The organism is Desulfomonilaceae bacterium (genome assembly GCA_041662605.1).
Lineage (GTDB): Bacteria > Desulfobacterota > Desulfomonilia > Desulfomonilales > Desulfomonilaceae > CAJBEZ01.
The window spans coordinates 13,361-29,488 of sequence record JBAZSD010000037.1 but is presented as its reverse complement, the minus strand read 5'-3'; the positions used below and the strand labels follow the sequence as shown (position 1 = coordinate 29,488).

Genomic DNA, 16,128 nt, shown 5'->3' with positions numbered 1-16,128 from the left:
AAACAGAAAAATTGTGAGCTAAACCCACAAAATTTGACTGACTGATTATTTTGACCTATAAAATTGCCATAAAAGGCTTGATGGACCCTGAAAACACTAATTCCTAGGGGAGTTTTGCAAAAGGCTCTTATAATTAATCAAAGCAAAAGCCAATTTTCAAAAAAGGAAGTACAACTTACTTAACTCGCGACCAAAGCTGATCGATCCCATTTTTGACCGGAGAACGGGTGACCATAAAATCATCTTTTACGCCATAAACGAAGAGTTCGAGTCGGATAGTTCCATTCAATGTTATAGCCATATGATGATTTTCATAAATCCATACGCCATCAATCCCTGACGGGTTCTGTCCGTCAAAAATTCTACACGTCCCATCTTTTCTTAAAGTCATAAGAGTGCGGAACTCCGATAGAGCGCCTTTCCCTAATTTTTCCGCCAAAGGGTTTACTTCGGGTAGTTTTTCCCAAGTTCCAAGTAAAGTTACGGGATCTACGGAGTGTTGAAAAATTTGTTCCGGGGTAATTCCAACGGCCGGACATTGAACAGCTCCGAAGCAGCAAATAAGGCAAAAAGCCCAAAAAAAAATGAAAACAGTTCTCAAGTTTGGACGGGATTGTGGTGACATGGCCGGTCCTAAGAATTCAATTAGAATGTAGAAAAGATCTTCGATCCGCGCTCTAAGTTGTCTGGCGGTTCCTGCAATGAAAGCTATGTGGCCCGCCAAATTTCGGGTGCAGTCTCGATCAATAATGACGAGAGGTCAAGTAGTGAATGCCAGGCGATATCATTGGATCAACACAGTACTACTATAAACACAATAATAATTGATTGATTACAGCTTATTATAATCACAAACTCTTCTGGTTTGTAGACGTATTTTTAAACCTGTAACGTCACAATAAATATAAATAACACAACACATTAACTTCAAACAATAAAAACTATTTCATAATAAAAAATATAACATTGCAAGATCAAATATTTTACTTGACAAGATAAATTCACCATGATAGCTCAGCCCACCAGGATTGAGACGGGAACAATCCCTTAAAGTAATTTGTAAGCTTACACACCTATGATGTGTAGAGACCTATCCGAAAAAAGGAGGGTATAATGGTCAAGAGAGTTTTTGGAGTCATTACCTGTTTTGTTATATTAACTATGGCGTGCTTAGCCATGGCCGGAGGAGCGGTAGCGCCAGCGCCTGTAGCCCCTTGTGGTCCGGCCCCTTGTGGTCCGGCAATGGGTAACCCATGCGCCTATTGGGGTGACGCCCCATTCCCAGGACTATGTGGAGGAGTAGTCGCCTTGCCGTTCCTGGTTGTGGGTAGCCTCCTCGGTGGATCATCAATGGGACCTGGACCTGCTGCCCCTGTTGGAGTCCCAGCCCCGTATGGCCCACGGCCTTATTATGCGCCTAGAGCAGCCCCTATGGCCGCCTGTGGTCCCCCCCCCGCTCCGTGCGGTCCTGCTGGGTATCCAGCGGCTCCGGGATTGTTCAGCGGTGGCTTGCCTTGTTTGGAACTATGTTCCAGTATATTCGGAAGTTTCACCGGCGCCGCCGGCTTAAGCATGTATTAGGAAATAATTATTCAATGAGTTTGAAAAGATCATTGGACTTATAGAATCTTAGTAAAGCTAAACGTGAAAAAAACTGACGCAGAAAACGTACAAAATCCTTCCATTCCTTTTGGGGACGAAAGTCCCCAATTTTTTTGTTTTCAGTCCTGAAGTTTAACACCCCCCAAGGATATTCACAGAAAACAGCGGCTGCCCTAAGGCGGCCTGAATAATTGACTTCCACTATTGACGGGCGACCTCAGTAGCGGAACTAGATTGAATCTAAATACGTTTTTCTATCTGTGACGGCCCTTTCGTACAGAAGAAGGTACTCTTTGGCGGAACGATTCCACGAGAAATCATTATTCATCCCTCTTATCATAAGCCTTATCCATGCCTCAGGATCATCTCGGTACATTCTTAGGGCTTTGACAAACGCCTTTTCCAGTTCTAAGGGATTGGCGGGATGGAATTTAAAACCTGTTCCAGTGTCATTCTGAACGTCAACTTCCTCAACAGTGTCAGTTAACCCCCCAGTTGCCGTGACAATTGGCACAGCCCCATATTTCAAGGCATAAAGCTGATTTAATCCACACGGCTCATACCTCGAAGGAACGAGCAACATGTCCGCTCCAGCAAAAATTTTGTGGGCTAAATCGTAGTCATATCTCAGAAACGCGCCTACATGACGGGGAAACTTTTCTTCAAGTTCTCTAAAAATTGTTTGGTATCTGATTTCACCAGTTCCGAGTACAACCATCTGAACATCGTTACGCATAAAAGTGTCGAAAGCGTCGGCGACGACATCAACGCCCTTTTGACTCGACAAACGACTTACCATGGCTATCAAAGGTCGGTCAGGATCCAGCGGCAAATTGGCAAGTTTTTGAAGCTCAATCTTGCACTGGGATTTACCTCGAAGATCGTGAAAAGAATAAGGGCTCATTAAACATGGGTCGGTTTGAGGATTCCAGATTGAATAGTCAACACCGTTAAGAATGCCCCAAAGCCGGTCCTGTTTTTCTTGAAGAATTCCTTCAAGCCCGAACCCAAACTCGGGAGTCAGGATTTCATTTCGATAACCAGGGGAAACCGTATTAACTTCATCGGCAAAGACGATCCCACTCTTCAAGAAATTCAGTTTGCCGTGAAATTCCATATGTTTAGGAGTAAAAAATTCCCAACCGACTCCAACAAGCGGCATATCAAGATGCCAGAATATTCCCTGGTAGCCTAGATTGTGGATGGTCATCACTACAGCGCTGTCCCTAAACAAGGGTTCTCCCGCGTACAGTGTTCTCAGATACACTGCGGTCAAAGCAGCTTGCCAATCATGGGAATGGAAAATGTCATAATGTTCGCCAACCTGAAGAGCCAATTCAAGAGCTGCGCGTGTCAGAAAAACGAACCTTTCAGCGTTATCTTCGTAATCACCTTCAGGCGTGCCGTATAGATAATCTCGGTCATAATAGTCGTCGCATTCGAGGAAAAAATAACGCGCGCCATTTTTTCCAATGTGTCGCCAAAGACCGGCCCTAACATTTTTTGCGTTTAAAGTAATTTCTAAGGTGACATCCAGTTTTGTAATATCAAAATTCTCGTCATTTATGCCTCTATATTTCGGCATCAGGACATCAACTTCGACTCCTAAGGACGCCAACTCGACCGGAAGAGCCGACAACACTTCTCCAAGTCCGCCGGTTTGAGCAAATGGAGTGACCTCCGGAGTGACCATAAGGACTCGCACTTGAAAAATCCTCCCTACAACAGCTCAGGAAATGGGATTTCCCTGAAAATAATCCTACAAATCCCAATCGTTTGAAACAAGACGTTCCGCTAGTCTTTTTCTAATCATACAGTATCAGTGAACTTTTTTACAGAGGGATTTAGGGTTTCAAAATCCAACGTTATACATAAGGGTTAGTCGGATTTTTTTTAAAGTGAGCAATAAGTCCTCCATCCTCAACTAATTGTTTCATGAAGACTGGAATAGAAGCTACCTTAAATATTGCTCCCGAGCTTAAATTTGTTATTAGACCTTCGTCTGGATCTATTTCTACAATTTCTCCCTCTTTAATTCCGACAGAGGCCTCAGAGCTTTCAAAAATTAATAAACCCATATTAAAAGCGTTCCTGAAAAAAATACGCGCAAAACTCGCGGCGATCACGCAAGCGATTCCAGCTCCTTTTAAAGCCACAGGAGCGTGTTCACGAGAGGAGCCACAGCCAAAATTTTTTCCGGCTACTATAATGTCTCCCGGAGTCACCTTTGAGGGAAAGTCCGGGTCAGCATCCTCCATCACGTGTTCCGCCAGTTTGATTGGATCCGTAATATTAAGATACCTGGCTGGGATAATTTCATCCGTATTAACATCGTCTCCAAACTTCCAAACTTTTCCCTTAAATGTCATTAGTCCTCCATCAAGCTACTCGCTCGGTTCACGAACATTTATAAATATTCCGATCAATGATAATTGTGCATGATTCTGAATTTAAGCACATGATCGACTTTTTGTGGCATTATTATAAATTCTTTGCAAGCTGCATTTGGCTGAGGAGATCTATTGGATGAGCATTTTTCAAGGCGGAGGGATTAGCCTACAGATTGTTCAGGGAATGCCCCTGACGGCCTTGATCAGGATACTTGCAGGAAATCAATTTCGAGTGGATTCCGAGTATCTGGGGAGGCTAGCGTACCTGATAGGAATTGGCGTTTTGAATTCAATTCTAGGTTCCTGTGAACGTTTTTTTGACGGTAAGGAAATTAATGGAATAGAGTTAAAAAAAGCGCCTTTGTTCGTACTTGGGCATTGGAGGAGTGGAACTACGCACTTACACAACCTGTTAAGTCTGGACCCGAAATTTTCCAGCCCCAATGTCTATCAATGTCTTTTCCCAAATCATTTCGTTTATTCTCAGGTAGGTTCTGTGGCTATGAATTTGTTAGCGCCACGTAAGCGGCCGATGGACAATCTGTCTTTGTCCTGGAATGCGCCTCACGAAGATGAGTTCGCTTTGGCGGCCTTATCTCTGGTATCTCCATATTTAAGAGTCATTTTTCCAGTTACAGGACAAGAATGGCATACTGGTCTTGATTTGGACAAAATTCCAGAGCAATGGAAACAGAGATGGAAAGATTCGTTTCTTTTTTTTCTGAAGAAGCTGGAGCTTTCAGAAGGAGGAAGACCACTCCTGAAATCACCACCCCATACCGCCAGAATAAAACACCTTTTGGATATTTTCCCAGAGGCTCAATTCGTTCACATTGTAAGAAATCCATATAGAGTATATTTATCTACCCTAAATCTATGGGAGAAATCTTTCGCCAAAGCAAGACTCCAGGAACCTTCCAAGAAGTTTGTGAAAGACCAGATTCTTGATTGGTATGTTGAGATGTTTGAATTATTCGAACGCGATAGAAAGCTCATTCCTGACGGCGCTCTCCATGAACTCAAATACGAGGAACTCGAAGAGGCGCCTCTGCGAGAGCTTGAAAAAATCTATTCAACCTTGAATTTGCCTGATTTCCATGATTTTTGCGAACAAGCCGCCGCATATCTTCAGAGGATAAAATCGTATAAGAAAAACGTTTTCAGCCTAGATAACGAATCCAAAACCCTGGTGAACTCAAGGTGGCGAAAAACCTTTGAGAAATATGGATATGAAATCGTTGGATAATGAAGAAAACATTACCCCAATGATGCGCCAGTACATGTCGCAAAAGAAAAGGAATCCAGATGCCTTGCTTCTTTTTCGAATGGGCGATTTTTATGAAATGTTCTTTGAAGACGCCAGAAAGGCCTCTAGGACTCTTAACATAGCCTTAACAAGTCGGGACAAGAACAAAGAGAACGGCATTCCGATGTGCGGTTTTCCTCACCATTCCTCTTCGGCCTATATTTCCAAACTGTTGGCTGCTGGTGAACGAGTTGCGATCTGCGATCAGGTTGAAAATCCAAAGTTAGCCAAAGGACTTGTTAAACGGGAAGTTACAAGGATCGTGACTCCGGGTCTAATAGATGATCCCGATGCGCTAACCTCAAGCGAGAATCATTTCATTGCTTCGGTATCGGAAATCAAGGGGAAAATAGGTCTTGCCTCACTGGATCTAAGCACTGGAGAGTTTTCAGCGACGATCACCGCAAATTTAGCGCTTGCGGCTCAAGAACTGAGGCGCATAAATCCCAAAGAAACGCTTATCAAGAATGATCTTCCTTCCACTGACCCTATAAATCAGGTTCTGCCGGAAGACTTCTACACCCACGAATTGGAGAGCTGGTTTTTTGACCCTCAGACCAGTGAAACTTTTTTGAGAGATTATTACGGTGTCCAAAACCTGAAAGGCTTTGGTCTTGATGATCAAAAAGCGCTGGTCTCTGTGACCGGAGCTTTAATCCAATACGTAAGCGGAACAAGATCTGACAAACCAACGCACATCAAGACCCCACGAGTGTACCATCTCGACTCTTTTATGGTTCTTGATCAATCCAGCATGAGAAATTTGGAAATTTTCAAGAACCTTAGAGACGGATCTTCCAACGGATCACTCATAAGTGTCTTGGACAAAACCCGAACACCGATGGGGGCTCGCCTCTTAAGAAAGTGGCTTTCTTATCCTCTTATGGATGTCCTTGAAATCAACAAGAGATTAAATCTTATTAAGAATCTTTTGGAAGACCATGCTCTGCGCCGAGAGATCCGTGACATTTTGACTGATTTTGGTGACTTGGAACGGCTCGCCGGAAAAATTTCATTGAAAACAGCCAGCCCGAGAGATCTCGTACAGTTAAGGGTTTCTTCAGAAAGCATTCCCGCAATCATAGAACGCCTAAAAGCCCTTGAGGCTCCTTACGCAATGGAGTTAACCGAGATCGATGATTTGTCCTATGTTGCGCACGCCATACGAGCGGTCATCGTTGACAGCCCGCCTGCAAGCGTAAAGGACGGGGGAGTGGTTCGCGAAGGATACAATGAGGAACTGGATGAACTCAGAGAGATGGGGAAATCTGGAAGGACATGGATAGCGGGGATAGAGTCGAGGGAAAAACAGGCGACCAACATTCAGAATCTGAAAGTGGGATTCAACAAGGTCTTCGGATATTTTATTGAAGTTACCAGGAGCCAGTTAGACAAAGTTCCTCCGAACTATATTCGCAAACAAACCCTCGTAGGTTCTGAACGATATATCACTGAAGAGCTAAAAGAATATGAGTTAAAGGTCTTAAACGCTCAGGACAGAATTCTGGAGATAGAGGAAGAAATTTTCTTGCAGCTTAGGAACAAGTTGCAGGAAATAATTGATAGAATCCAGAAAACGGCAGAAGGAATCGCAACCATCGATGTAATTGGCTCCCTAGCCGAATTGGCCGCCGTACAAAACTACGTTCAGCCTGATGTTACAGACAGTGATGTTATAAGAATAGTCGACGGGCGTCATCCTGTTGTAGAAGCTTTTGTTTCGAGTGAGAGCTACGTCCCTAATGACACTCTCCTTGATAGAACAGCCAATCAAATACTTATTATCACAGGCCCAAATATGGCGGGCAAATCCACCTATATGAGACAGACAGCGCTCATAGTGCTGCTGGCCCAAATAGGGAGTTTTGTGCCTGCCAAACAAGCTTCCATAGGGATAGTGGACAGGATTTTCACCAGGATCGGCGCGTCTGATTACCTCTCGTTTGGTCAGTCGACATTCATGGTAGAAATGACAGAAACAGCCGAGATCTTGAATAGCGCCTCAAACCGGTCATTGGCTCTATTGGATGAGGTTGGGAGAGGCACCAGCACATTTGATGGGCTGGCTATAGCATGGGCCGTCACAGAGTTCCTGCATGACATGACCGGAGATGGTGGACCGCGCACATTGTTTGCCACCCACTACCATGAACTGGTTGATGTGGCTCTCGTTAAGGAAAGGATAAAGAATTATAATTTTGAAGTTAGAGAATGGAATGACAAAATAGTTTTTCTGCGGAAAATAAAGCCTGGAGGATCTAGCCGGTCCTATGGTCTTCAGGTCGCTAAGCTTGCGGGTATTCCAGAACTGGTAATCCAGAGGGCTACCGAAATACTGGGCAATCTTGAAAAGGAAGAAATTGATCCGAGGGGAAAGCCAAGGATTTCTAGGACCAAAGTGTCACGATCTAAGGCCTTACCGCAACCAGGACAAATAGAACTTTTCTCTTCGCCTGCCGAAGAGCTTATTAGACAAATAAGGACGATGGATGTCGACAATATGAGTCCTGTTCAAGCCCTCAACCTTCTATGGGAACTGAAAAGCAAGTATTCAAACGAGTAAATGAAGGGGCTTCGACGGATTTCATTTTACAGGCGCGAGTTAGGGATGAAATTGAGGTAATGTTAGTTTATTAGGTTCAGGATGATCAGAATTCCTCTAAGGACTTACATCAGTCACTTCTATAATCGATAGGGTTAGACAATCATGTTTCTAGAAGACTTAGCGACAGTATCATTAAGGCAGATATACAGAAACAGAAGACGTTACAAGAGTGTCATCATAGGAATTTCGGTAGGAATTGCAGGAATAATCGTGGTTCTTACTATGGGTGATTCAGTAGAGCAGAATCTTGGTCAGAATCTGGAATTACTAGGAAGCGCAACGATAGTAAAGGCAAGTTTTGACTTCACGAAAAGCAAAAGGAAGCACGGGGGACAATATTTTCCTAAAGATATTGAAGACATAAAAAAGCTTCCTGGTGTCAAATCAGTTTCTCCTGCGGTGCTTAGTTTCCCAACATTTTCGTATAAGCTAAACAAGATGGGAGGTCGACTGATGGGCGTGGAGGAGAATTTTTTCGACACAATCCATATCCCTATGGCCAGGGGGAGAATAATCGATTCGGATGATGTCGCGTGGTTTAGCAGTGTATGTGTAGTTGGTGACGAGATAGTCCGGACTCTTTTTCCAGACGATGAGGACCCGCTAGGAAAGAGGATTTCTATAGGTGGCCACTTGTTTAGAATCATAGGAATTATAGGCGGTGTTGAGGACCCTTCATTCCTGAACACCGTTATAATTCCTATTTCTGTGGCTCGGTCACGGTTCGCGGATATGTATGATGTGAGAAATATTTATGTTCGGGCGATAAATTGGGATGTTGTGTCTCAACTCCATAAAGATTTGTACAAACTTCTTAAAGCCAATCAACCGGGCTATGCTGAATCGATGGATGTCAGATCTTTTCCTGAGCGCATCAAGACCATTCAGCACGCCGTATTACTGGTTAAGGTCTTTTTATATTCTTCGTTAATGGTAACCGTGGTGCTCGGTGGGATCGGAATCATGAATGTCATGCTGTCCGCCGTGAGAGAGCGGACAAAAGAAATCGGGCTCCGCAAATCAGTTGGAGCTACTGAAAAAATGATTTTGTCCCAGTTTATTTTTGAATCTATCTCTATAAGTTTGACTGGGGCTCTGTTGGGAATATTGTTGGGATTTGTTTCCGTTCAAATTCTTAAAGGAGTATTCCAGACTTCTCCAGCCTACGGGGTATTTGCCTTGAGTGTGTTGGGAGGAGTGCTTTTCGGTGTTAGGCTCGGAATCGCCTCGGGGATTCTTCCAGCAATAAAGGCCAGTCGGCTTGACCCGGCAGAATCAATGCGTTTCGAATAGCAGTGGTTGAGACCCTCTCTCAAGTTTCGTAGAACGATTGAGCGAGGGTCTCAGCAACATTAAGCCAAAGATGAGGCCACTAGCTCGGTAACATCCAGGACCTTTATCTTGCCTTTCTTTTCTTTACGTGCCTTTGCCGCAGCCTGGTTGAACGTGCCTTTGCATGACGGACATGCGGACACAATGGCGTCGGCTCCGAGATCTATGGCCGAGATAAGCCTCTTGTAGCCGATATCCGAAGCCAAATGATTGTCAAAGCCTTTAAGCCCACCACCACCACCGCAGCATTTTGCCAAAGCGCGGTTCAGGGGAAATTCGAGAAGCTCTATGCCGGGGATAGCCTTCAGAACATTTCTGGGAGGTTCATAGACGCCCATGTGCCTACCCATGTCACATGGGTCATGATAAACGACCCTCAAAGGTTTGACGTCACCCTTAAACTTCAGTCGATTATCCGCTATCAACTTTTCGATCATTTCGACAGCATGAATTATCGAATATCCATTAAGAGCGCCATAATCGCCGTAAATATCTCTGAAAGTTTTAAGACAGCCAGCGCAGGTGGTAAGTATTTCTTTTGGCTTATATTTCGAAACAGTCTCCGTATAAACTCTCATGGCCTCCTTGAACGTTGGTGTATCGCCAACCAGGTACGCCAGATAGCCACAACAGCTTTCCTCTTCTCCAAGGGCCCCGTAATTTACTCCAGCCTTTTCCAAAATTTCGATGATCGCAGGGATAATTTTGATGTCCTGAAAACTCGTGACGCAACCCATGTGAAGAAGAACTTCTGTTTCACCGGGAACAGCTTTTCTAAAATTTGACGGATAACTGTCCGCCCTTTTTTCTTTGGGAGCCAAGAGGGGGTTCAATGAGTCTATCATTGAAGAAAGAGCCGGTTTAAATGATTCCGGCAAAAATCCTTGCTCAGCCAAGCGCTCGCGGGCGCTCCGGATTATATCTGAAACTTTTACCTGCGCAGGACAGACTGACTTGCAATTGAGGCAAAGCATGCACTGATAAAGTCTATTGGCCAGTTCTGCCGACGGCTCTATCTTTCCTGTCAACATATTGAACGCCAGTGTGACCCGGCCCTTTGCGTTAAGAGATTCCAGTGTTGATTCGGCAAATGTGGGGCAGCCGGCCCTACAAAAGCCGCACTGAATACATGCGATAATTTCGTTGTCCACCCCTTCAGAAAAACTCTTCACGGAATCCGGAGCCTTAAAGAGTGGATCAAAACTGTTTTCATCAAGAATGTCCCGGATTGCGTCATCAAAGCCCATCTTGCCGGGATTCAGGATATTGTTGGGATCCAGGGCTTTCTTAATCGCTTTCATCACATTGATGGATTCCCCTAATTGCTTTCCAATGTAGGGGGATTTTGCCATACCTATCCCGTGCTCCGCAGACACCGTTCCACCAAGTCTAAGGGTCATGTCGATGAATTCCAGAGCGATACCTTTGACCTTTTTCCATTGTTCCGGATCGGTGGGATTCATAATAAATGTCGCGTGAAGATTGCCGTCCCCAATATGACCAAAAGTTGCTATTGGAAAGCCGAATTTCTCACCAATTCTTTGAATTTCCGAAATTGTCTCAGGTATGCGGCTAATTGGAACTCCAAAATCTTCTACCAATGGAACAAGCCGATATCCAGGCTGAAGTCTACTCATGGCAGAAACCAAACCACCACGCGCAGCAAATAGCTTAGCCTTTTCCACCGGGTTGTCGGACCAGATATTCTCAATTCCTCCGACCGATTTGCAAATCCCGTCAACTTTCTCTATCTGTTCTTTAACAGCCCCCTTAGGCCCATCCAATCCCATAAATAACTGGCAATTGACATCCTTCGGGATATCCATTTTCAAGGCGTTTCTCGCCACATCCAAACAGACGTTGTCCAAAATCTCGCAGGTGGCCAACTCAAGCCCTGAGGTAAAAATCTTTTCAACTGCTTTGCCGGCTGTTTCCACATCAGGAAAAGAGGCTTTTGCAAAGGCTTCATATTCCGGCATAGGAAGAATCTTTAGAGTTGCTTGGGTAATTAGACCTAACGTGCCTTCGGAACTTGCGAAAAGCTGAGTGAGATCATATCCTGCTGTTGTTTTAGGGGCTAGATCTCCGGTTTTTATAACCTTGCCGTCCGAAAGAACCACGGTTAAAGCTTTTACATAATGTTTGGTGGTGCCGTATTTGGCTGCCCGGACGCCGCTGGCGTTTGTAGAAATCATCCCGCCAATGGTTGCGATGGCCGCGCTTCCTGGGTCGGGTGGAAAGAAATGAGTAGGAGCGAGTTTTGCGTTCAGCGCGTTACAAATGACACCAGGTTGAACCACCACATAACCGTCAGCTTTGTTAATCTCTAAGACCGAGTTCATCCTGGTGAAATCCAGGACCACCCCTCCCTTGATTGGGAGCACGGCGCCGGTGACCGAGGAACCCGTTCCGCGAGCAGTGACCGGAATTTTTTCCTGGTTCGATAGTTTGGCAATGTCACTTACCTGCTCGGTACTTGACACAAAAACAATTGCTTGAGGAATGCCGGCATGGATAGACATGTCTCTGGAATAGGCCAAACAATCCACATGAGAGGTAGTCACATTCTCTGGTCCGACAATTTGGCTCAACTGATCAAAAAAACTCATTTTGATTCTTCTCCTGACGGGCCTAGTTTAGTTATTTAATATAACCAGCATGTTGTGGGTCATTTATCTGTTGATGGGAATAAAGTCGGTGTCATCGTATTTTTCAATATACTCCTTTAATAGTAGCTCATCTTGGGAAGCAAATCAAATAGTTGAAGCTCATGAACACAATTTCCGAGCGATAAAGTCGGGAAACGGAAAAACAGCAAATACCTAATCAACTGATATAATCTTGCGAATAACCACGAGAGACTAACAGGAGTAATCCATAGGAATCAGATCTGCCATCAAAGGTAAGCGCCATTCGTTCATCATAAAGAACAATCGTATGATATTGGGAGATAAGGATGAAAAACCAAAAAAGAAACTTTGTTTGGGCAATGTGAGCTAGTCACTCGCTTACATTTTTCATGCGCGTTGTCGGACTTTACATTGAATAATGCGTGTGGTATTAATTTTTGATTAACTTTGTGAACCTACAAAAATTGCGCAAGAGGAGATTAGAAATTGGCGTTCCAGAGTGAGAAAAAGCAATCTATCATCGAAAAATTTCGGATACACTCTTCAGATACTGGCTCTCCAGAGGTTCAAATCGCGTTATTGAGTGAAAGAATTGGATATCTGACAGAGCATTTTAAGGTCCATAAAAAAGACCACCATTCTAGAAGAGGGCTGCTGAAATTGGTAGGGCAAAGAAGGCGCCTGCTTGATTATTTGAAGTCAAAAAATGTTGATAGATACAAAACCATTATTACTGAATTAGGAATTCGAAAATAGCCGGTGTCTTGCCGATCAAACGGTTTTGGACATGCGCCTGCATTTAGGGAATTTCTAGAGAGGATCAAAAAGCGATATGGCGCACAGAATTAGCTGTACTGTGTCGGGAAAAGAAATGACTTTTGAAACTGGACGCTTGGCGAAGCAGGCTTCTGGTTCAGTCCTTGTCCAGACCGGTGATACGGTTGTTTTAGTTACTTCAGTAGCTGAAAAGCAAGGTAGAGAAGGTATCGATTTCTTTCCTTTAACTGTGGATTATCTGGAAATGACTTATGCCGCCGGGAAGATACCTGGTGGTTTCTTCAAGCGTGAGGGACGACCTACCGAAAAGGAGATACTTACCTCGAGATTTATAGACCGGCCTATAAGGCCGCTGTTTCCCGAGGGGTTTGTCTCAGAGACTCAAATCATCGCTACAGTTCTGTCGTCCGATGGAGAGCACGAGCCCGACATGATGGCGATCAACGGCGCTTCAGCGGCCCTGCATATCTCGGAAATACCGTTCAACGGACCAATAGGAGCTGTAAGAATTGGCAGAGTTGAAGGTAGTTTCATCATCAATCCCGCTCCTCTCGAGGATTCTTATTCAGACCTCAATCTGATAGTCGTTGGGTCCAGGCAGGGAATAGTGATGGTTGAAGGCGGAGCCGACCGCGTTCCTGAACAGGTTGTGGTAGACGCCATTTACAGGGCCTACGAAGAAGTTCTCAACATAGTAGAAGCTCAGGAAAAACTGCGTGAAGTCGCCGGCAAGCCAAAGCGTGCGGTGACCCCCAAATTTAGGGACGACAACCTATTCAACAAAATCATGGCTGACTGGGGTGACCAAATTGATAGCGCTCTGACTATTGCAGCCAAACTGGAGCGTCGAGCCAAACTGAACGAAATCTGTTCCACAGCGTTAGAATCTTTGGGTGATGAATTCAAAGCCCGCAGACCAGAAATTCTGTCATATTTCGAAGAAATTGAACGCTATTTTATTCGGAGCATGATCCTCGATAAAAACGTAAGAATCGGGGGACGGGGCTTTAAAGATGTTAGGGACATAAGCTGTGAAGTTGGTGTGCTGCCTAGAACACATGGGAGCGCGTTGTTTACCCGTGGGGAGACACAAGCCCTCGTTGTTGTAACTCTAGGAACGTCTTCAGACGAACAAAAAGTGGAGGCCCTTGAAGGATCCAGTTACAAATCCTTTATGCTTCACTACAAGTTCCCTCCATTCTCTGTTGGGGAGGTAAAATTTCTGAGAGGGCCATCGCGCAGAGAAGTGGGGCATGGAGCCCTCGCGGAACGCTCAATCGCTTATCTTCTGCCGGATGATGAAGATTTTCCTTACACTATAAGAGTAGTTTCAGAAATTCTAGAATCTAATGGTTCATCTTCGATGGCCACAGTATGTGGGGCTTCGCTTTCACTCATGGACGCTGGTGTTCGATTGACCGAACCGGTGGCTGGAATCGCCATGGGGCTGCTTGAGGGAGAAGGCCGAACTGCAATTCTGTCGGACATCATTGGTGACGAAGACCATCATGGAGACATGGATTTTAAAGTTACCGGCACTCGACAAGGTGTGACAGCTCTCCAGATGGATATAAAGATTGAGGGTATCACAAGGGAAGTGCTGGCTGAGGCGCTTTTTCAGGCGAAACAGGGACGTGAGCACATCCTTGACGAAATGTATAAGGTCATTCAGGGGCCAAGAGAAGAAATCTCGCCGTACGCTCCCCGAATATTCGTTATGTTCATCAATCCTGACAAAATCCGTGACATTATCGGCCCTGGTGGAAAAATTATCCGTGCTATTCAAGAAGAGACCGGCACAAAGATTGAAGTTGATGACACCGGTAAAGTGATAATAGCGTCTGTTGACGTCGCTGGCGCCGAGGAAGCCAAGAAGGCGATCCAGAGCCTAACGCAACAGGCGGAGATCGGGAAGATTTATGAAGGAACCGTCAGGAAGATCACTGATTTTGGAGCTTTTGTCGAGATTTTTCCGGGGACGGATGGCCTGGTACATATTTCACAACTGGCGCATGAACGAGTGAGAAAAGTATCCGATGTCGTAAGGGAAGGCGAAACAGTTTTGGTAAAGGTAATTGGGATAGATCCTCAGGGGAAAATCAAACTTTCGCGCAAAGACGCTCTGAGCAACGAATAGAAATAATTAGCGAGAATGGAATTGAGATAATATAGTGAATGACTCCAGTGTTAGATTATGTTTACCCGATTCAGTCTTTCAAAAAACTCAACTTGACAACGGCATACGAATTCTAACGGAAAGACTGACCTACGTTAAATCAGTTTCAATTAGCATATACATAAAGTCAGGTTCCAGGGGAGAGGCGACAAACCTAAATGGTATAAGCCATTTCCTGGAACACATGTTTTTTAAGGGAACCCATTCCAGAGACGCTCTCCAAATTGCTAAAACCGTCGATTCGGTGGGCGGAAATTTAAACGCGTTTACCAGCAAAGAATTAACATCCTTTTATTGCAAGATGTTAAGCAAGAATCTCACCTTGGCCACAGATCTCTTGACGGATATTTTCTTAAACTCGTATTTTCCCGAAGAAGAAATAGAGAGAGAAAAGCAGGTCATTTGTCAAGAAATACGGCAAGTCCAGGACACCCCTGAAGATTTCATCCATGAAATGGTTACTGAGCGATTCTGGCCAGATGATCCATTTGGGAGGTCAGTGCTGGGAACAATGCAAAACGTTCTGAGCTTTGGTCGGGATACAATGCTGCAATATAAGGCTGATAACTATGTTGGGGCCGAAACAATCGTATGCGCGGCGGGTGATGTCGAACATGAAAAGTTCGTGGATCTCATCAGGGGGAAAATGCAGTGTTTAAATTCAGGGACAACGAGAGAAAAACAGGAGAAACCGAAGAGTTTTCCAGGCGCATTAATTCGTGAGAAAGACTTGGAACAAGTCCACGTATGTGTCGCGGTTGAAGGACCCAGCGCCTCGGATGGAGATAGATACAAAGCCTATCTTTTCAACACACTTTTCGGTGGAGGAATGAGTTCGAGACTGTTTCAGGAGATTCGTGAAAAACGAGGGCTTTCCTACAGCGTTTATTCATTCCTTACTTCTTACTCAGATACAGGTATCATGGGAATCTACGCGAGTACCGAGCCTGAAAGGATAGAAGAACTACTTGATGTGATGGGTAAGGAAACCCAAAAGATCCCTGATACGATAAGGCCTGAAGAACTCGAAATGGCCAAGAATCAACTTGCAGGAACTATTGTTCTGAGCAATGAATCCACCGACTCGCGCGTCAGTCGAATAGTCAAGGGTGAAATTCATTTCGGAAAATATGTTTCCCTGGACGAAATTATTAATGACCTTGAAAAGGTTACACTGGGGGAAGTTCAGGAATTCGCTTCCCGATTTTTCAGACCTGAAAAAATGTTGATTACTCTTTTGGGACCGGCTCCGGAATCTATGGACGTAATAAGTTTTTTTGACGGATCCCGCGCTTGAGAGGATCTACCTG

At 44.6% G+C, this 16,128-nt stretch carries 11 protein-coding genes; 7 read left to right on the top strand and 4 right to left on the bottom strand.

Translation table 11 applies throughout. From position 1 onward, the window contains the following. Nucleotides 1–175: 175 nt before the first annotated feature. The gene (locus WC647_18730; protein ID MFA6224341.1) at nt 176–625 is read right to left on the bottom strand and encodes a hypothetical protein; all 450 of its coding nucleotides are present in this window, start codon (nt 623–625) and stop codon (nt 176–178) included. Nucleotides 626–1,113: 488 nt separating this feature from the next. On the opposite strand from WC647_18730, the gene WC647_18725 reads away from it, so the two are divergent. Continuing rightward, entirely contained in the window at nt 1,114–1,581 is a 468-nt protein-coding gene (locus WC647_18725; protein MFA6224340.1) for a hypothetical protein, read from the top strand. A 250-nt stretch (nt 1,582–1,831) separates the two neighbouring features. On the opposite strand, the gene glgA is transcribed toward WC647_18725, so the two are convergent. Further along, the gene (gene glgA, locus WC647_18720; GenBank protein ID MFA6224339.1) at nt 1,832–3,307 is read right to left on the bottom strand and encodes a glycogen synthase GlgA; all 1,476 of its coding nucleotides are present in this window, start codon (nt 3,305–3,307) and stop codon (nt 1,832–1,834) included. A 160-nt stretch (nt 3,308–3,467) separates the two neighbouring features. Next, nucleotides 3,468–3,971: a 3-isopropylmalate dehydratase small subunit gene (locus WC647_18715; protein ID MFA6224338.1), complete on the bottom strand. Its 504-nt coding sequence runs from the start codon at nt 3,969–3,971 to the stop codon at nt 3,468–3,470. Between the two features lie 157 nt (nt 3,972–4,128). Here WC647_18715 and WC647_18710 point away from each other — a divergent pair, with 157 nt between their 5' ends. The 3 genes from WC647_18710 to WC647_18700 all read left to right on the top strand — a co-directional run bounded on the left by WC647_18710 (nt 4,129) and on the right by WC647_18700 (nt 9,196). Next, nucleotides 4,129–5,238 carry a sulfotransferase gene (locus tag WC647_18710; protein ID MFA6224337.1) on the top strand — a complete coding sequence of 370 codons (1,110 nt, stop codon included), beginning with the start codon at nt 4,129–4,131 and terminating at the stop codon, nt 5,236–5,238. Next, nucleotides 5,222–7,861 (top strand): DNA mismatch repair protein MutS, encoded by a 2,640-nt coding sequence (gene mutS / locus WC647_18705; protein MFA6224336.1) that lies wholly within the window; start codon nt 5,222–5,224, stop codon nt 7,859–7,861. Before WC647_18710 ends, mutS begins: the two co-directional genes overlap by 17 nt. A 144-nt stretch (nt 7,862–8,005) precedes the next feature. Beyond that, nucleotides 8,006–9,196: an ABC transporter permease gene (locus WC647_18700; protein ID MFA6224335.1), complete on the top strand. Its 1,191-nt coding sequence runs from the start codon at nt 8,006–8,008 to the stop codon at nt 9,194–9,196. A 59-nt stretch (nt 9,197–9,255) separates the two neighbouring features. On the opposite strand, the gene WC647_18695 is transcribed toward WC647_18700, so the two are convergent. Then, the gene (locus WC647_18695) at nt 9,256–11,844 is read right to left on the bottom strand and encodes an FAD-linked oxidase C-terminal domain-containing protein (GenBank protein ID MFA6224334.1); all 2,589 of its coding nucleotides are present in this window, start codon (nt 11,842–11,844) and stop codon (nt 9,256–9,258) included. A 507-nt stretch (nt 11,845–12,351) separates the two neighbouring features. Here WC647_18695 and rpsO point away from each other — a divergent pair. The 3 genes from rpsO to WC647_18680 all read left to right on the top strand — a co-directional run bounded on the left by rpsO (nt 12,352) and on the right by WC647_18680 (nt 16,115). Continuing rightward, on the top strand, nt 12,352–12,621 hold the full coding sequence (gene rpsO / locus WC647_18690; GenBank protein ID MFA6224333.1) for a 30S ribosomal protein S15: 270 nt from the start codon (nt 12,352–12,354) through the stop codon (nt 12,619–12,621). Nucleotides 12,622–12,697: 76 nt separating this feature from the next. Continuing rightward, nucleotides 12,698–14,779, top strand: coding sequence for a polyribonucleotide nucleotidyltransferase (pnp, locus tag WC647_18685; GenBank protein MFA6224332.1), 2,082 nt, complete (start codon nt 12,698–12,700; stop codon nt 14,777–14,779). Nucleotides 14,780–14,813: 34 nt separating this feature from the next. Continuing rightward, entirely contained in the window at nt 14,814–16,115 is a 1,302-nt protein-coding gene (locus tag WC647_18680) for a pitrilysin family protein (GenBank protein MFA6224331.1), read from the top strand. Nucleotides 16,116–16,128 lie beyond the last annotated feature (13 nt).